The sequence below is a fragment of the Buttiauxella sp. S19-1 genome (genome assembly GCF_022134725.1).
GTDB lineage: Bacteria > Pseudomonadota > Gammaproteobacteria > Enterobacterales > Enterobacteriaceae > Buttiauxella > Buttiauxella ferragutiae.
Map to the genome: position 1 here is coordinate 1 of NZ_JAHWLU010000103.1, position 17,751 is coordinate 17,751.

Sequence of the window (17,751 nt, forward strand, 5' to 3'; positions counted from 1 at the left end):
CTTCTACAAGAAGAATTGGAAGAAAGTGGAAATTGCCAGGTGGGGAGGGAGTCAATGCACGGCATCAGACCGTCTTGGCCAAACGGTGGCAAGCAAAGCGGAGATTGCAGCCAGAAAATTCTACCGGAACGAATCAGTGACCGTGAAAGAAATGATACCGCTTGCCAACCTAGTAAGGAATAATGCCCCGCTGAATCTTACTGATGGAAGCGAATCTGAGATGATTTGGGGGATGATATACGCCTGCGCCAGCGAGGATACGCTGCGCGCCATGGAATCAGCTGGCGCTGGCTTTGGGCTGCTGCGGGAGTCCGACGCGTTCAAAGCCGGGAAAACTTCACCCAGCAAGAAGAGCTAGTGTCGAACACTGCCGAAAAGCAAGTTTTTTTCATAAATCAGGCATTACGCGCCTTGAGCTGACTTTGCATTACCTTGATGTTTTAACGGCATAATATATGCACATAAGGTGCGACATGATAATAGTAGTAGGTAGTACTCAAGGTGGTGTGAGCAAATCCACCAATGCCACAAACTTAGCCGCCGCACTGGCGAACAAGTCAGACGATGTTTGCATGGTAGCGGGGGATAAGAACTTCAGAACTACCCCTCGTTGGGCAGAAGACCGCGCCGAAACCGATTTACCGAAGATAACCTTCATTGAGCAGTTGGGCGACCTGAACAAGCTTCTGCTTGAACTGGATAAGAAATTTAAGTACGTGATTGTTGATCCGGCTGGTAAGGACTCCCGCGAATTTCGTACTGCCCTGGCTGTCTCCCATGTATCCATTGTTCCGGTAGCGCCTACTCAGGCTGATGTGGATAACATGAAAGACCTGACAATGGTGTTGGCTACCGCGCAGCAGCTCAATCCCTCCCTGCAGGTGTACGTGCTCCTTACGCGTGCCAGCACTAATCTCAAATCACATGATGTAACAAGCGCTCGTGCGCTCCTGGCCGATTACGACGAGTTCACGGTGCTGAATGCCGTCATGTACGAACGCAACATTTACCGTGAGGCGCTGGGTTCGGGGCGTGGTGTGATGGAAGTACACCGAAGCCCCAGCAAGATCCGAGATAAGCAGCTCGCCACTGCTGAGATTGAGTCAATCCTCCAGGAGATTATGAGCCTCTGCTCCCCTCAGCCGAGCGAAACCACTGCAGTCATCAAAGAATTTACCTCTAGCGCTGACACGCCCAAAACGCAGCAGCTAGTGCAGATGCCTGCCCCAGATGCACCGAGAAATCGCCGCACACAATACCTGTTTAACGATTACGAGCATGACCTGATATACAGGGCAGCGAAAGCGACTGATCGCAGTATGCAGGCATTTATGCGACGTGCTGTATTACAAGGAGCGCGGAAGGTACTAGGAGAAGATTAACCAGATGCTGAAAAGAGATTATTAAGCTAAAAAAACATCATAGAACCGGAACTGACGCTATTTCGGAGGCGTCAGCCAGGAGGCCTTTGAACCAGCCTTGTAGTGAAGACAGGAAATGTCTAACAGGATGGGGGCAGTCCATGTTGCGCCATATCGTCGCGCCCGGATATAAGGCCATCCACGGAAATATCTTCGTTCAGGTCATCCCAGTGAATCCCCCAAGTGCTTAACTCGAATTCGTTTCGCTGCTCTGGGGTGGCGCGCATTAACTTAGGGAACCACGCCAGTGGAACACCCAGTGTGCGGGCATCGCTCAACGTCACCCACATGTTGTATTCATCAAATCGCACAGATTTAGGAGAAATATTCATTCCATGCCTCCGCAAATATCACTCTGTTATATTCAATGGACTCTATCGATTCTTTCAGGTCACGAGCGTTAAAGCCATCATTATGGGCAAGACTGGCTTCAGAGATCGTCACCACCAGAGTTCTTCACGCGTCAGAGACAACCTGCTCAGTTGGACTTAATGACTGCAAACCATACAAAAAATAATCACTCTACGAGAATCAACAAACCGCCAGTCGCCCATACGTGAAATCTGTACAGTCATTTTTATCCTTACTCATTCGATTTCTGATTTTTTGCATAGTAAACAGAAATTGTGTTGTCTCAGTTGTCTTTGTTGTCTCATGGAGCTGTAGGTCGCGCCACGTCTGTATTTTTCGGGGACAACATTGATGATTATGTGTTGTCTCACCGAACTTGGATGTTGTCTCACAGCCAGCCAGGGTAAAAATTCCTTCCCGGAGATGTTGTCTCAAAACAGCTAAATGTTGTCTCAATGTTGTCTCAGGAAAAGAAATAAAACCCTTATAAATCATAATGCTTTACAAAATGAGACAACAAAGACAACTGAGACGACACAAAAACAACGTATGTGAAGAAAATTATTATTCTGTCTGGTTGCTCTCTTCCTCTGGAAGAAAATTGAGCACATATACGCGAATCTGCCTGCCCCCCTCACGTACACGCCCCTGATTACCTCTGCCGCTTGTCGGCGGGGTGAGCATTCCGACACCTTTCAGTGCTTCTGCAAACTGTTTAGCATTGAACCCCTTAGCTATCTCCTTTTCGAAAGTTGCCGGGAAAGTGTAGAAGATTATCGGGTCTCTTTCATGACTCCCTTTCTTTCTGTACCCAGCTAAATCACGGATGGGTAAATCACGTGGATCATACCCAAGCGGAGCATAGCGGCTCAGGCCATGCGCATTCAGAAACGCTTCGGTCTGCTCAACAATCTGCTGGTGCTCTTTATTGCCGGTGCCGAACTCATGCACCCATGCGTTGTAACTGTGCTGTATGGCATCACGGCACGTCTGCGCATCCCAGCCAGTGACAACCTCACCCAGCAGTAGAGCTGCCTCCAGAATGGCAAAGCGTGCGGCCACGCGGTGAACCTGCTCACCATAGTCGGCGGGTATGAGACTACGCCAGCGTGCTTCACATTCACGCACAGTATTGATGGTCTGTTGCTGGTGGTTCGCCAGCCATTTGATCCACTCCCGCCCGGCAGCACCGTGGTGGTGTTGGTAAGCATCTTTGAGTGCGTCTGCGTGTTGCTTGCCATTCTGGTAGTCGTGGAAGTGTATCGCCTTACTCAACGGGATATTGAGCAACCGTACCAGTTGGCCGGCTTTTGTTTTACGTCCGGTGGTAGCAATGAAGGTTTCTAAGTCCATTTCTCCGGTACTGATGGCCACGGTGCGCCATCGTTTTAAATCCCGGTTACCACCTTCTTTAGCCCCCTGCAATTTCCCCACGCCATTAAACAGCGCATAGGCTGATTGTGAGACGCTTATGGGATCTGCTCCCTGGCCGACTTCATCCAGCGGCATCAGCCCGTCATTGTGAGCAGCGGCCTCGTTTGCCAGCCCCAGTGCAGTGCCATACCACGTCAGGCGTAATAAATCTGGATTACCGTATAAACTACTCGCTACATTCGCTGTGGTGGTCTTGCCTGCGCTCGATTGCTCGTAAAAGTGAATACCGAACCCATCCGCACCGGACAATCCGATTAACGGTGCGGCTAGTGCTGCGGCAGTGGCCGTCATCATGGAGTAGTTGCCATAAGTCAGCCGTGCAACGCTGTTACGCCAGCTTTCTGTGGTTCCTTGTACAACATAACCTGCGGCGGCAGAGCTGCGACCACTGAACAAAACCGAGTGAGTGGGGGTGCCTATGATCTCACCGTCCGGCATGATGTATGCCCCATACTGCCAGCCCGTCGCATGAGCAACTCGCCATAACTCTCGAGAACCGCTGCGCTGTAACCAGTCAGCAAAGATTGCCCGCAAACTGTTTTTGGTAGTGACGTTAACCCCACCAGCTTTGAGTGTACGCCAGCCTTCTCGTTCTCCAATATCTGCCAGGGGAACGGCGGCGGTTGTCGGCATATCTGAACCAAAGGCCAGCCAGCGGATAATCAGGTACTGGTCTTTGTCGTCGCGCCCGGTGCCGATAACGTCTAAGGGTGAGGCCAGCCAGCTTTCGTTATTGATGATCTTGCCACTTTCCTTGTCCACCTTTGGTGTAATCCAGAAAACACCATCCCTGCGGCTCTCAATACGAGGTTTCAGTGGATCGATTTTCGGTATAGTAATCTTGCCGTCCTCAATGGCTTGAAAGTGTGATTTCACAGCTTTCCCCTCTGGCTGATACATCGACTCATTAAACGCCTGAGTAGTGGCTGCCAGCCCGTTCAGCTGGTGGTAGTCGTTCCAGTCTGCTTTATAGTCTGTCGGTGGCAATGATACCCAGCCTGCGACGGAAAGGGCTGCTTTCTCTGCGGCCCGCAGCCCGGTATTGCTGGCTCCGGGTTCGGAGGCTCCTGTGGGGTGGTCGTTGTCTGCGGCAATGATGATTTGTGCTAACGGAGTTTTTTCCCGCATGGTCTGTGCGACAGGTAACAGGTTCCCGGCATCAATGGCGCAAACTGTCAGTGCATCAGGGCGCATTAAGTAAACTGAAAGCGCAGTTGCCAACCCTTCGGCTATTACAATCGTCTTCGGCGCTTCCAGTGTGTTGACGGCGTAATACGCGCCTTTCTTCACAGAACCAGCTAAAAGACGCTTTTCTCCCATTGGGGTAATGGTCTGCGCGGCACTCACTGCGCCGGTTTCATCTACCAGCGGTAGCAACAGAGAACCATCAGGTAAAGCAGGGAAGGTGAAGTCAGCCAACCCCTTACCAGCCAGGTATTCGCTTTTACTTGGTGTGGCCTGTGCTGCCAGCTTTTGGTATTTGGCGGTGAAGGTTATGCGGCGTTGTTCTGCTTCCGCTACGGCCTTCTGCTGGCGTTCCTGTTCACGATGCTGATGTTCAGCTTCGAGTTGTTCCCGTCTCTGGTTGGCTGCAGTCTCATTGGTTTCTGCCGCCCGGTAATTAATACCCAGTACATCAGCCGCCAGTTTCGCGGCCTGTGTGGTGTCGCAGTGATTCACTTTCTTAATGAGGTCTAAGCCGTCACCCGCACCGCACTGGTTGCAGATAAAGCTACCGCGCCCGTTATCGTCAAAACGAAAGCGATCCGTACCACCACACGCGGGGCATGAAGTATGTTTCTTGGGTGAATCAGGAACGTCGATACTGAGGCCAGTCAGTACAACAGGCCATTGCCCGGCAGCTGCGTGGGTGACTTCATGGATAAGGTCGATATTACGCATTGGCCACCAACCGATTTTCATCAACAAACAACTCCATGCTTTTGCGGAGACTTTCCCATAGGGATCTTCCGACGAAGGTCAGCCCGCTACCGGTACTATCAAGGCATGCGTTCATGACATGTGTGAATACCTCCTCCATGCAGAGTCCGTCACCCCAGCAAGCAATACGCCTTTCAATCTCCCTTATCAGAAAGTAATCAAGCAGCTTTACGAAGCCTTCACCCCCATCGTCCAGCCTAAAGCCAACAGTTCCCCCTCCTGTTTCCAGAGTGAAATACTGTCCATTTCCGCTGAGTACTGCGTGCTTATATAGTGCTCTCGCCAACTGGCTGATTTGGCTTCTAATATGCTCATTTTTTGTGGTTATGCTCTGGCTCGTGCTTTGTTCTTCCAGCCCAGGGATGGTTATTTGATGGATGGCATTAAGGTGATGAATCGCGGGGCGCAACACCTTCAACTCCCTGCGCAGCTGGTTCATCTCTGCGCTGCCGTGCTTACCATGATGCCAGAGCGATTTCTTCTCAGCGATGGTGAGGATGTTTTGCGCTTCCTGTGGCGGCATGGCTTTCAGTTCATCCAGTGAGGGGATAAACACGGGGCGGAAATAGGCCATAATCAGTTCGCGCTGTACCTGCCATGCGAGTTCATCCTTAAGGGACTTAGCAACCATCAGATAACCAATCTCAGTAAGCAGTACGCCGCTTGCTGCTTTTGCCTCAAAAAATCCGGCAGGCAACTCGGAACGTATTTCGTACTGAGTGAGCGAAAAGTAATCAGATCCCTCAATCAGCTTATCTTTGTGCTGGTTAAAGCTACGCTTCGCCGTACCTTTCGGGCGCTGGTGAACCTCATCAATCATGGCGAACGTCACAACACGCTGCCCCTGATATTCCACAAGCGGTATTTTGTTACCGTGCAAAGTGATGTTTTTACGCATGAGCCACCTCCTGACGGATGCGCCCTGCAAAGAAACAGATATTGTCACGAGCCAGTGAGCGACGTGCTTCTTGCTCACTCTCTGCGGCAATGTGATGGATTGTTGCGGCAATGGTTGGCATATCACGGCGCACGGCATCGATCAGCCAAATAAAGTGTGGTTTTTGGGTAGGGGTAGTAGCCATGATGGCAGCCTCCTGTAACTGGGGTTTAATCCCATCACCGAAGAGACCAATCTTGCTGGTGATGGACTGCGCAGAGTTGGTCTTACCGGCGTTACAGGAAACCGGCGCTTCCGAAGAAGCCCCCACGCAGCCCACCATAATTCTATTAGCGACACGGAATATCTCCGCATCGCTGGAAATGAGGTGTACTGAGCTAACGACACAAAAAAAGACGCTGGGCGCGTCATGTATCGCCTGTAAACTTTCCGGGAGACCAATCCCGACACCAGATTTTGCTGGTGCGTTGTAACCATAAACTGGGTGAGTGATGGACAGCAAGCAATTTTTCACACTGCCAACCAAGGGAAAGGCTTCTACCTGGTAGGCGGATGTTTCAAACAGAGTGGTAGGCATTATGCAATCACCTCCACTTTCAGCCCTGCGGCGGTATATCCCTGCACTCGAACGCCATCAACACGATGGCGCTTCTTTGTCAGAAAGTAGATGTGGTCGGCATAGACGTACTGCCATTTACCATCGAGAGCCACGCGTTTAAACCACGGATGCGGCTTTGTCATGGTCTGGACAACAACGCTAGAAGCCTTGCGCGGCACGGGATCTTCTGGATATACCCCATTATAATCGCCAGTGACACGGTAAAGCCAAAAACTCTCTTTCTTCCCGGTCAGTCTGCGAGTACGAATCGACGCATACCCAGCGTCACGCATCGCCTGACTGAATGCGGCATCATTCGGGTAATACTGACGACGCAGTTCAGCGGGAACGAATACAGCAAAGCTGCGTTTGAGCGTATACTCCTTCCACTGACATACCATGTCGAATGGCAAGCCGTTCACTGTGACATTAAGCATGATTAATCCTCCAGATGCTTAGCCAGCCAGCGTTGAGCCAGTTTGGTGAGTTTTGCCTTGCGTTCATCAGTGGTTGTGTCCAAATCCAGCAGCGCACAATCACGGCTCTCCAGATAGGCCAGCAGCGCCAGTTGGTCGGTGTTCATATGATCGCGCAGTTGTCTAACCGGGATGCCATTCTGCTTAGCCCATACTCGTGGGTGCATACCCAGCACCAGGCTATTCAGGCATGTGCATTCGTTGCTGTAGGCGTAACTATTCTGAATGTCGCCGGTGCGTTCGATGTAACCCTTCATTGCATCAGCCATAGATCGCATCTCGGATTTGGTTTCAATCCGTTCATTCATCCAATTCGACATGTAGTTAAATTGCGCGATGTAATTTTCTTTGAATGCCGCCGCTTTTTTGCCAGTAAAGCCCATAGCCATGAAGGTGAAGCCGTCTTTCGTGACGTTATAAGCAGTCAGATAACGCCCGCTGTGTTCAAATTTCACCCGCCAAAAGTTGCGGGTGAAAAAATCAGCAGAACAATCCAGTTTCTCAATACGGCTTACAACCTTGTCATGGTCGCGCTCGAAATAACGAGCAATGGCCTGAGAGGTAGTTACCGGCTCCCCATTAACAACAATTACCTCCGGCAACATCAGTGTGTTTCTGTCCACTCCGACGGCAACAGTGCCACCGTCGGAATTAAAGTCATTGCTGGATTCAGATTGAGCGATGCCCTGACCGGCCAAGGTCATATCTTCGATTTTCATATTTCAGGCTCTGTTAAGTGGCGGTGAACTCGCGCGCGCGGTGCTACTTGTGTGAATGTCAGGTTGGTTGAATGGGGCTGGTGCTTGGTTTACCATTGGACGTGTCGCCTTCCTGATTAGCCGCCTGTAATGGGCGGCTTTTCTTTTCCATTACGCCACCTCGCCGCGTGCTTCTAATACGCGATCATTGAGCCATTTATTAACTTCATCTTCAAACCAGCCAACGCGACGTAAGCCAATACGGAAGCCACGTGGGAATTCCCCGACGTTAATCATTTCTTGAAATGCTGCGTCTGATTTAATACGGATGATTTCCTTTACTTCTTTTTTGATGAGGATCTTTCTTTCTGTATGGTCCATATCTATATCCATCGTTAATAGATGATTGCCGTCGAATACAGATGTTAAAGCAAAGATTTAAAAATAAAAGATGAGGCATTTTGTCAATAATTATTTTTATTTAGTTTCTTTCGGTTTTATCCATGATATTTCGTAACAACTTGTAATTTTATATAGATCTTATGCCTCTCGTCCCTGTCGCAATGGTTACACCAGTAGCTGCTGTTTCCACGAATTCACCCCACCAGCACATAAGCACAATGCGTTTTTCAATGTAGTTGCTGCGGTTATACGCTCGGCGCACTTCGTTAGCGTCAACGTGGGCAAGAGCTGCTTCTATCACGTCTGGCTCGAACCCTTCCTCATTGGCCGCGGTGCTGAATATGGCGCGTAAACCGTGGGAAACCAGCACTCCCTTGTAACCCATGCGGCGTAATGCTGCGTTGGCACTCTGGCTGCTCATCGGGAGTGTTGGAGTTTTGAAACTTGGAAATACATATTCTCGGTGGGCACTGATTGGCTTCATCGCTTCCAGAACGGCTAATGCCTGGTTGGATAGGGGGATGATATGGTCGCGGCGCATCTTCATTCGCCCCGCTGGAATAGTCCAGGTACTGTCCGTCAGGTTTATTTCTTCCCATCTGGCTTCGGCTGCTTCCACAGGTCGGGTGACTGTCAGCAATTGCCACTCAATCAGCAGTCGGGTTTGCCGTTCAATACTGGCGATGGATAAGGCCTGCATAAGTTCCGGTAACTGCTCTGGCCGGATGGTTGGCATATGTTGCCTAACAGGAGTAGGGAAGGCCTTGCGCACATTGGTTGCGGTATTCATCTCAATCAACCCGCTGTTTGCGGCGTAATCCATCACCTCATTGATACGCTGTAATACCCGTTTCAGCGTTTCCAGATTGCCCCTTGCCTTAATCGGTTCCAGCATGGTGACAAACATTCTGGCGGTAAGCTCATTGATTGGCCTGTTTCCAATATTCGGTAATACGTATTTTTCCAGCGAGCGCCAGATATCTTTGATGGTGTTAGCTGCCAGATTCTGGCTTTTCTTCATTTCGTACCAGTCAGCCGCTACTTTTTGAAAGGTGTTTCCCCGGCGTAGTTCTTCGGCTTCCCGTTTTTGCTGCTGGTGGTGCTGTGGGTCAATACCTTGTGTGATTAGTGCGCGGTACTCGTCGCGTTTTTTCCGGGCATCAGCCAGGGTGACTTCATTCAGTGAACCAAAGCTAACCAGTGCGCGCTTTTTATCGTGTGGCCGGTAATAAGAAAAGCGCCATATCTTTGAGCCGCTGGGTTTTATGAGGAGGTAAAGCCCGTTTCCATCGTATAGCGGGTACTCCTTAGTTGATGGCTTTGCTGCCCGGATCTCAGTGTTGGTTAGTGGGTTGGTGATGCGTGCCATAGGGTATACCTGCTTTAGCTATACGGGGTTTAGCTATATGTGAGTCGTATAGCTAACCATATAGCTAAAAAATCCGGCTGTAAACGGTCAATACAGGTAGATAACAGGCATTAAAAAACCCGAAAACTCAATGAGAATGCGGGTTTTAAGGGTTTTCCGTATGTATCCGATACATCCAGAATAATGATTTGGTCGGCACGAGAGGATTTGAACCTCCGACCCCTGACACCCCATGACAGTGCGCTACCAGGCTGCGCTACGTGCCGACTGCCAAATAATACTACTTATTTCATGATTGTTTGCAAGCCAGCTTTTTGCTAACTGGCTCATAAATAAGCAATCAATTGGCGATGAAGCGTTTCTCGTCGGTCAGTACTTGCAGTAATAATCCCAGCTGCGGCTTGGTTTCTTTAATCGCTTCGCCTTTCAAATTGTACATCCGATAGTTGCCGTTGTTATCCAACACCAGCGTCATGGTCGGTAACGTAATCGCGAGGCTGTTATTGTCAGCACCCACGACCCAGTTATTGCGTCGAGTTGCTGCAAACAGGTCTTCACCCTGTGAGTACTCATTTGCCGGGTTTTTGACGTGTAGCAGGCGCTGCATCAGCGTGGTCATCACATCCTGATGATCGGTGAGTTTGGCGATGGTTTGTGCCGGAGTACCAGGCCAATGGATAACCAGTGGCACCTGAATGCGTGAGCGTGACCAGGCGAAGGAATCCTGCTCTTGACCCAGCGGCACACCGTGACCTGCGGTAATAATCACTACCGTATTCTGGAGTTTCCCGGCCGCATCAAGTGCGTCAAGTACGCGCTTAATTTGCTCATCAACGTTGCCTGCTGCGCGAGAATAGCGACGAGTAAAGGCTTGCTGATTACTGTCTGCCGTGATGTTGGTGCCATTAAAGGCAACCCAGGAGAACCAGCGGTTGTCATCAGATGCGTATTGCGTCAGCCAGTTAATCCATTGCGAGGCGGTTTGTGTGTCAGACTGGCTTTGCGCAGAAGGCAAAGAGAAGTCGGACAACAACGCCTGGCGATACATTGAAGAGTCGAAGCCATCGGAGGCGAAAAGCCCCAATTGATAGCCCTGCTGGTTCAATGCAGTAATTAATGCGGCAGGGACGCGGGCAGATAAAACACCGTCCATATAGGCCGGTGAGATACCGTAGAACAGGCCAAAGATGCCGTTATCGGTGCCATTACCCGCGCTCATATGCTGAGTGAAGTTAATATTGTTGCTGGCGAACTGGCTCAGATTCGGCAGAGTTTTCTGCACACTTTCGGCATTCAGGCCGTCGACGGTGATCAGCAAGACATTATTGCCCGTTCCCATATCGCGGAATTGCAGGTCACTCAGCGGATACTGTACCGAAACGGCTTCAGGATTACCCTGTTCCACGAGGCGACGCTGGTACTCTTTCGCATCCAGCAGGCCATGTTTTTCAAGGAATCGGCGGGCCGTCATCGGGTAAGAGAGCGGCAGGTTGGCGCGCTGCATAGTAATCGGGCGATAGAAGTTCGCATCCGCCCAGATATACATAATGTGGCTGCTAAAGAAGGCGACAAAAAACAGCGTAACGACGGGTTTAGCATAATGCTTGCGCCGCCCGAGGCTGCGCAGTTTTTGCCAGCTCCAGGTTGCAAACAGCATCTCTATCAATAAAATCACCGGCACGCTGATAAACATCAGCTGCCAGTCACGCGCCATCTCACTCTGGTCGGGGTTAATCACCAGTTCCCAGACAATCGGATTAAGGTGGAGATGGAAGCGAGTAAAGACTTCACTGTCGATGAGTAGCAGCGTCATGCCAGCGGTGGCAAGTGCTGCCGAGAAAAATCGCATCAAACGTTGCGACATGACAATGAATGTCAGCGGGAAGAGGATCAGTAAATAGGTGGCGAAAACCACAAAGCTGAAATGGCCGATAACACTCAGCCAGGAATAAATACGACCCGTGAGCGTTGTCGGCCAGTCGGCGACAAACAGATAGCGGCTACCCAGCAGCGTTGCCAGCAGGATATTGAACAGGGCGAACCAATGTCCCCAACTGACCATCTGGGAAACTTTTTCGCGGTAGCGCTGACGGTTAGTCACCATAACGTGTAACTAGAATCCCTTATTGAGCTTTGTCTTCGCTCACGGAGGCTTGCAACGCCTCTGCGAAAGAGCGAGCCAGCGAGCGGCGTTGAGCTGAAGCCACGCTGGTATTAATCAGGTTGGTGACCATATTTCCCAGCACCATCAGGGAAAGATCGGTTGGCGTTTGGTGCTTTTCCAGCACGCTAGCCAGTTCACTCAACAGTTCTTCGACGCGTTCGTCACTATAACGGGATATTTGTGGCATAAATTAACAATCAGTTAGATTCAGGAAAGGGCGTTATCTTACCGTAGGAAGACTTGGTTTTCTGCTTTTTTATCTTCTATTGCACAAGGCTTCCGGCAATGGTTGAATACCGCCGAGTCTAAAAGGAGAGTTTATCATGAGTCTGGATATCAACCAGATTGCCTTACACCAGTTGATCAAGCGCGGCGAAGAGACACTTGAAGTTGTGCTGCGCGATTCTCTGTTGGCAACGAACGGCGCCGTAGAAGAAATGATGGCCGAATTGCACCGTGTCTACAGTGCGAAAAATAAAGCATATGGCCTGTTCAGCGAAGAGAGTGAATTAGCCGAAGCGTTACGTTCACAGCGTAAAGGCGACGAGGATTTCCTGGCGTTCAGCCGTGCAGCGACCGGTCGCTTGCGTGATGAACTGGCCAAATATCCGTTTGCTGATGGCGGCATTGTGCTGTTTTGCCAATACCGTTATTTGGCGGTGGAATATTTACTGGTCGCCGTGCTTAATAATTTAAGCAGCATGCGCGTCAACGAAGAGCTGGATATCAGTTCCACGCACCATCTGGACATCAACCACGCCGATATCGTGGCGCGTATTGATTTGACCGAATGGGAAACCAATCCGGAATCGACTCGTTACCTGACTTTCCTGAAAGGGCGAGTCGGGCGCAAAGTTGCCGATTTCTTCATGGATTTCCTGGGAGCCAGCGAAGGTTTAAACGCCAAAGCGCAGAACAAAGGTTTGTTGCAAGCGCTGGACGACTTTACCAACGAAGCGCAACTGGATAAAAACGATCGTCAGGCCGCGCGTCAGCAGGTTTATGCTTACTGCAACGAGCAACTTCAGGCAGGTGAAGAGATTGAACTTTCTTCGCTGGCTGATGAGTTACCATGGGCTGTCGATGACAAAAACTTCCAGCAGTTCACCGCGGATAAAGGCTATGAACTTGAAGAGAGTTTCCCGGCCGACCGCAGTACGCTGCGCCAGTTAACCAAATTCGCCGGTAGCGGTGGTGGGTTAACGATTAGCTTTGACGCCATGTTATTGGGCGAGCGCATTTATTGGGATCCTGCGACCGATACGCTGACCATTAAAGGCACGCCGCCTAATCTGCGCGATCAGTTACAGCGTCGCAGTTCTGGCAAATAGTCATAAAAAAACCCGCCGAAGCGGGTTTTTTTTCGAGCTAAATTCGCGATTAAGCGCGAACGAAGTCGATGTGGTTCAGTTTTGGCTTGAACGGGTGACGCTGAACAGCCTGAACTTTAACCTTAACTTCTTTACCGTCGACAACCAGAGTCAGAACTTCTTCGTAGAAACCTGGTTTAGTTTGCAGGTTCATTACGTTGTCGTGATCCAGTTCGATAGAGATCGCAGCTTCGGAACCACCATAGATGATTGCCGGGAATTTGTTAGCTGCACGCAGGCGGCGGCTCGCACCCTTGCCCTGCTCTTTGCGTTCTACTGCATTGATAGTAAACATTAACTGTTTCTCTCTTAAATAATCCTGTTACAGGCGACCCAGCAACAGGTAAACGTTCTGCTTTGCGGATGCAAAAGCGGGCGGGATTATAGCCATATCTGGCTCTGGCTTCAATGAAAAGAACCTTTAGCCACGCAATTCATTTGCGCGACGGAAGCGTCCTTCGTAATCAAATACCTTTTCCCGCACGTTCCAGAAGTTGCCGTTCTTGCGTGCCACGACAAAGTCCGGGTGGCGAAGCGCTGATTGCTGAGCGACCACATCGGCGGCGTTTATCCAGCGCAGCGGCACGCCAGGCGCACGGCTGTGAGGGCGAATAAACAGCTGTTCAAACGCCATACGCTGGGCGGGTGTTTGCAGGCGGAACCGTTCGCTGACATCGGCGCCGTCTTCATCAAAATAGGTAATCTTCAGCCAGTCGCCTTTTTCATCGCCACCGTGTTGCAGCGTCATGCCGCCGCAGCGCAGAACCAGCGCGTCTTTTAATTTCAGTGCGGCTTTTAACATATCGTCCGGGTCGACCAGAACACTCGCGCACTGGTGGCAGCGCCGCGCGGCAATATCATTTTCCGCGTTACATTGCGGGCAATTTTTAAAGCGGAAACGGTAATCGCACTGTTCGCGCGTACCGTCATCATCTTCAAACCAGCCCTGGCAGCGGCGACCAAAGTGCTCAATCAATTTGCCGTCGCTGGTGGTTTTTCCCCAGAAGGTGTTGGCAAAACCACAGGAAGGGCAAAAAACTTGTACCGGCACATTGTCGCTTTTGCCTTTCGCAGCACCCACTTCCGGTGTGAACAAATCATGAGGATTCCCGGCGTAGTCCAGAATCAAACAATCCTTTTTACCGGGCGCCAGGCGCAACCCGCGACCGACAATTTGCTGATAAAGACTGACCGATTCCGTTGGGCGCAGAATGGCAATTAAATCGACATGCGGTGCGTCAAATCCGGTAGTAAGCACTGAAACGTTGACCAGAAAACGGAATTGCTGGTTTTTAAACGCTTCTATTAATGTATCGCGGGCAGGGCCTGGGGTATCTGCGGTAATCAGTGCCGCATCATTTACGGGTAACAGAGCCGTGACTTCTTTGGCGTGTTCAACGGTTGCGGCAAAAACCATCACACCGCGCCTGTCGGCGGCAAATTCTATAATCTGGCTGATGATGTGCGGGGTAATGCGCTTTTGCTGTTTGAGTTCGCGGTTAAGATCCGCTTCGCTGAACAAACCATTGGATTGCGACTGTAAACGGCTGAAATCGTACTGCACCACCGGCATATCCAGCCGTTCCGGCGGTGTTAAATAGCCGTGCTTAATCATGTAGCGCAGCGGTAATTCGTAAATGCAGTCGCGGAACAGCGCATTTTCGTTGCCGCGCACCATACCGTGATAGTGAAAATGATAAATCCAGCCTTTCCCCAGACGGTAAGGTGTAGCGGTCAACCCCAACAGGCGTAGCTTAGGATTGGCGGTGCGTAAATGGGTGAGGATTTGCTGATATTGGCTATCGTCAGAATCACCAATACGGTGGCATTCATCGACAATAAGTAATGAAAACTCGCCGTGGAATTGCTCAAGATTGCGCGCCACTGACTGTACGCTACCGAAAACAACTTTGCCGTGGCTCTCTTTACGTTGCAGACCCGCGGCAAAAATGTCGGCTTCCAGACCAAGTGCACGATATTTCGCATGGTTTTGCGCCACGAGTTCTTTGACGTGTGCCAGCACCAGCACCCGTCCGCGAGCGACTCGGGCAAGCTCAGCAATCACCAGGCTTTTTCCCGCACCCGTCGGCAATACAATCACCGCTGGTGTGATGTGTTTGCGGAAATGGGTGAGGGTGGCGTCTACGGCTTCTTGTTGGTAGGGGCGGAGTGTAAAAGACATCGTGGCTCTGATTTAGGGAAATAACGCGCTCAATTATGGCATGAATCGGGGTTTTACCTTGAGAGACTTTTCTATCCCGCTATACTGGCAAACTAATTAACAGGCAAACGATTTATACCCTTATAAAATGGGCGAATGCCCTGTCAGCCGTTTTGTGCTGGCACCTCTATGAAACAGGCAATATTTTAATGCGACTCGATAAATTTATCTCTCAGCAGCTTGGCGTGAGCCGCGCTATTTCTGGCCGTGAAATCCGTGCCAGCCGTGTCACTATTGATGGCGAAGTGGTGCGTGATGCCTCTTTCAAACTGAACCCTGAACATCAGGTTGAGTTCGACGGACGCTCGTTGACCCAGCAAAACGGCCCTCGCTACTTTATGCTGAATAAGCCACAGGGTTACGTTTGTTCCACCGAAGATCCGGACCATCCAACCGTGCTGTATTTCCTTGATGAGCCAATGGCGCACAAACTGCATGCCGCCGGGCGTCTGGATATTGACACCACCGGACTGGTGCTGATGACCGACGATGGCCAATGGTCACACCGTATTACTTCTCCGCGCCATCATTGTGAAAAAACCTATCTGGTGACGCTTGAGAATCCAGTTTCCGATGACACAGCAGAACAATTCACCGCGGGTGTTCAACTGCATAATGAAAAAGATTTGACGCTGCCTGCGGTACTTGAAGTGATTACTCCGCTGGAAGTGCGTTTGACCATCAGCGAAGGGCGTTATCACCAGGTAAAACGTATGTTTGCCGCCGTGGGTAACCATGTGGTTGGTTTGCACCGTGAACGCATTGGCGCCATCGCGATGGATGCGGATCTTGCACCGGGTGAATATCGCCCATTAACCGAAGAAGAAATTGCCAGCGTAGGCATGCCGCCGCGTTGATTCCGGGAGGATGCGTTGAGTAGTAAGCAAAATTCGTCAATTGGTATCGTGGTAATCCTTGGCCTGCTGGCCATGTTGATGCCGCTATCAATCGATATGTACTTACCGGCTTTGCCGGTCATCGCCTCGGAATTTGGCGTGCCAGCAGGCAGCGCGCAAATGACGCTGAGTACTTATATTCTTGGTTTCGCGATAGGCCAGCTCTTTTATGGCCCGATGGCGGACAGCATTGGGCGTAAGCCGGTGGTGCTTGGCGGTACGCTAATCTTTGCGGCGGCGGCGATTGCTTGCGCGCTCTCCCAAACGATTGACCATCTGATTGCCATGCGTTTTCTGCATGGTCTGTCAGCGGCAGCGGCCAGTGTGGTGATTAACGCGCTGATGCGCGATATTTACCCGAAAGAAGAGTTCTCGCGCATGATGTCATTCGTCATGCTGATAACCACCATTGCGCCGCTGGTTGCGCCAATGGTTGGCGGGGCAGTGCTGGTGTGGTTTAGCTGGCACGCTATCTTCTGGATTCTGGCGTTAGCGGCTCTGCTGGCATCGGCGATGATCTTCTTCATGATTCATGAAACGTTGCCGGTTGAGCGGCGTCAGAAGTTCCATTTACGCACCACGATAGGCAACTTCGCGACTTTGTTCCGCCACAAACGCGTTTTGAGCTATATGCTGGCAAGTGGTTTTAGCTTTGCGGCGATGTTCTCATTTTTGAGTGCCGGGCCGTTTGTTTACATCGAACTCAATCACGTTGCGCCGCAGCACTTTGGTTATTACTTCGCGCTTAACATCGTGTTCTTGATTGTGATGACCCTAATTAACAGTCGCTTTGTGCGCCGTTTTGGCCCACTGGCGATGTTCCGCTTCGGGTTGTTCGTGCAATTTGCCATGGCAATTTGGCTGGTGCTAAGCACCGGGCTGGGGCTAGGTTTTTGGTCAATGGTGTTGGGCATTGCGGTGTTTGTTGGCTGTGTTTCGATGGTGTCGTCAAATGCGATGGCGGTTATTCTCGATGAATTCCCACATATGGCAGGAACGGCGTCGTCGCTGGCTGGCACGTTCCGTTTTGGTATTGGTGCGTTAACCGGCGCGCTGTTATCAATCGCAAGCTTTAACTCCGCATGGCCAATGATTTGGTCGATTGCGGTGTGCGCCACATGCTCAATCGTTTTTTATCTCTACGCCAGCCGTCCTCGACTCGCCGCGACAAAATCCTAAAGTCCAAAAACGGGTATCGCCAGATACCCGTTCTTTAATCCAAATCAACGAAATTCTCCCATAAGCGCCTACAATTTGTTTCTCAAATGTAAACGCATCGACAATAAAAAGTCACAGCTTTGTGGTTAAAAAGGTTGAGTTACATCGTGGAAAGCGTTACATATAGCGCCGAAACGTGTGCAGCACCACAAAAATTAAACGTTAAATATGAAATGGTAGACAAATAATTACAACGGATGTAAGCGGTTTCGAGGTTGTTTACACACAAAACATCAACATTGTGTTAACCTTTTATGTAAATCGTTTGTGAAATAATTTTGGATTCTTTTGGGG

Annotated in this window: 17 protein-coding genes and 1 tRNA gene; 5 read left to right on the plus strand and 13 right to left on the minus strand. The window is 50.5% G+C overall.

The features are described from left to right. A partial coding sequence (locus tag MES37_RS18855; protein WP_237932350.1) for a hypothetical protein occupies nucleotides 1–358 on the plus strand: 358 nt, incomplete at its 5' end. A 115-nt stretch (nucleotides 359–473) separates the two neighbouring features. After that, nucleotides 474–1,382, plus strand: a complete 909-nt coding sequence (locus tag MES37_RS18860; protein ID WP_237932352.1) for a division plane positioning ATPase MipZ — start codon at nucleotides 474–476, stop codon at nucleotides 1,380–1,382. 119 nt (nucleotides 1,383–1,501) lie between these two features. Here the strand turns inward: MES37_RS18860 and MES37_RS18865 are convergent, their stop codons facing one another. The 11 genes from MES37_RS18865 to MES37_RS18915 all read right to left on the minus strand — a co-directional run bounded on the left by MES37_RS18865 (nucleotide 1,502) and on the right by MES37_RS18915 (nucleotide 11,939). Next, the gene (locus MES37_RS18865) at nucleotides 1,502–1,753 is read right to left on the minus strand and encodes a DUF2442 domain-containing protein (protein ID WP_237932354.1); all 252 of its coding nucleotides are present in this window, start codon (nucleotides 1,751–1,753) and stop codon (nucleotides 1,502–1,504) included. Nucleotides 1,754–2,336: 583 nt separating this feature from the next. Next, complete coding sequence (locus MES37_RS18870) at nucleotides 2,337–5,108, minus strand: DUF927 domain-containing protein (protein WP_237932367.1); 2,772 nt, start codon at nucleotides 5,106–5,108, stop codon at nucleotides 2,337–2,339. Further along, nucleotides 5,101–6,045 carry an ORF6N domain-containing protein gene (locus MES37_RS18875; protein ID WP_237932356.1) on the minus strand — a complete coding sequence of 315 codons (945 nt, stop codon included), beginning with the start codon at nucleotides 6,043–6,045 and terminating at the stop codon, nucleotides 5,101–5,103. Before MES37_RS18875 ends, MES37_RS18870 begins: the two co-directional genes overlap by 8 nt. Next, on the minus strand, nucleotides 6,038–6,622 hold the full coding sequence (locus MES37_RS18880; RefSeq protein WP_237932357.1) for a host cell division inhibitor Icd-like protein: 585 nt from the start codon (nucleotides 6,620–6,622) through the stop codon (nucleotides 6,038–6,040). Before MES37_RS18880 ends, MES37_RS18875 begins: the two co-directional genes overlap by 8 nt. Then, nucleotides 6,622–7,080 (minus strand): hypothetical protein, encoded by a 459-nt coding sequence (locus tag MES37_RS18885; RefSeq protein WP_237932359.1) that lies wholly within the window; start codon nucleotides 7,078–7,080, stop codon nucleotides 6,622–6,624. Before MES37_RS18885 ends, MES37_RS18880 begins: the two co-directional genes overlap by 1 nt. A 2-nt stretch (nucleotides 7,081–7,082) precedes the next feature. Next, nucleotides 7,083–7,838 (minus strand): Rha family transcriptional regulator, encoded by a 756-nt coding sequence (locus tag MES37_RS18890; RefSeq protein ID WP_237932361.1) that lies wholly within the window; start codon nucleotides 7,836–7,838, stop codon nucleotides 7,083–7,085. A gap of 150 nt (nucleotides 7,839–7,988) precedes the next feature. Beyond that, nucleotides 7,989–8,198, minus strand: coding sequence for a helix-turn-helix transcriptional regulator (locus MES37_RS18895; RefSeq protein ID WP_237932363.1), 210 nt, complete (start codon nucleotides 8,196–8,198; stop codon nucleotides 7,989–7,991). A gap of 148 nt (nucleotides 8,199–8,346) precedes the next feature. Next, nucleotides 8,347–9,588 (minus strand): integrase domain-containing protein, encoded by a 1,242-nt coding sequence (locus MES37_RS18900; protein WP_237932365.1) that lies wholly within the window; start codon nucleotides 9,586–9,588, stop codon nucleotides 8,347–8,349. A gap of 189 nt (nucleotides 9,589–9,777) precedes the next feature. Further along, nucleotides 9,778–9,854, minus strand: a tRNA-Pro gene (locus MES37_RS18905). Between the two features lie 74 nt (nucleotides 9,855–9,928). After that, entirely contained in the window at nucleotides 9,929–11,692 is a 1,764-nt protein-coding gene (gene yejM, locus MES37_RS18910) for an LPS biosynthesis-modulating metalloenzyme YejM (RefSeq protein ID WP_064544935.1), read from the minus strand. A 19-nt stretch (nucleotides 11,693–11,711) separates the two neighbouring features. Then, entirely contained in the window at nucleotides 11,712–11,939 is a 228-nt protein-coding gene (locus MES37_RS18915; protein WP_064544937.1) for a YejL family protein, read from the minus strand. A gap of 136 nt (nucleotides 11,940–12,075) precedes the next feature. On the opposite strand from MES37_RS18915, the gene yejK reads away from it, so the two are divergent. Further along, on the plus strand, nucleotides 12,076–13,083 hold the full coding sequence (gene yejK / locus MES37_RS18920; RefSeq protein ID WP_064544939.1) for a nucleoid-associated protein YejK: 1,008 nt from the start codon (nucleotides 12,076–12,078) through the stop codon (nucleotides 13,081–13,083). A 49-nt stretch (nucleotides 13,084–13,132) separates the two neighbouring features. Here yejK and rplY read toward each other — a convergent pair whose 3' ends face one another. After that, the gene (gene rplY, locus MES37_RS18925; RefSeq protein WP_064544941.1) at nucleotides 13,133–13,417 is read right to left on the minus strand and encodes a 50S ribosomal protein L25; all 285 of its coding nucleotides are present in this window, start codon (nucleotides 13,415–13,417) and stop codon (nucleotides 13,133–13,135) included. A 126-nt stretch (nucleotides 13,418–13,543) separates the two neighbouring features. Continuing rightward, nucleotides 13,544–15,304 (minus strand): DEAD/DEAH box helicase, encoded by a 1,761-nt coding sequence (locus MES37_RS18930; RefSeq protein ID WP_064544943.1) that lies wholly within the window; start codon nucleotides 15,302–15,304, stop codon nucleotides 13,544–13,546. A gap of 188 nt (nucleotides 15,305–15,492) precedes the next feature. On the opposite strand from MES37_RS18930, the gene rsuA reads away from it, so the two are divergent. Beyond that, nucleotides 15,493–16,200, plus strand: a complete 708-nt coding sequence (gene rsuA, locus MES37_RS18935) for a 16S rRNA pseudouridine(516) synthase RsuA (RefSeq protein WP_064544945.1) — start codon at nucleotides 15,493–15,495, stop codon at nucleotides 16,198–16,200. A 15-nt stretch (nucleotides 16,201–16,215) separates the two neighbouring features. Then, nucleotides 16,216–17,418, plus strand: coding sequence for a Bcr/CflA family multidrug efflux MFS transporter (locus MES37_RS18940; RefSeq protein WP_064544947.1), 1,203 nt, complete (start codon nucleotides 16,216–16,218; stop codon nucleotides 17,416–17,418). The last annotated feature ends 333 nt before the right edge of the window (nucleotides 17,419–17,751 follow it).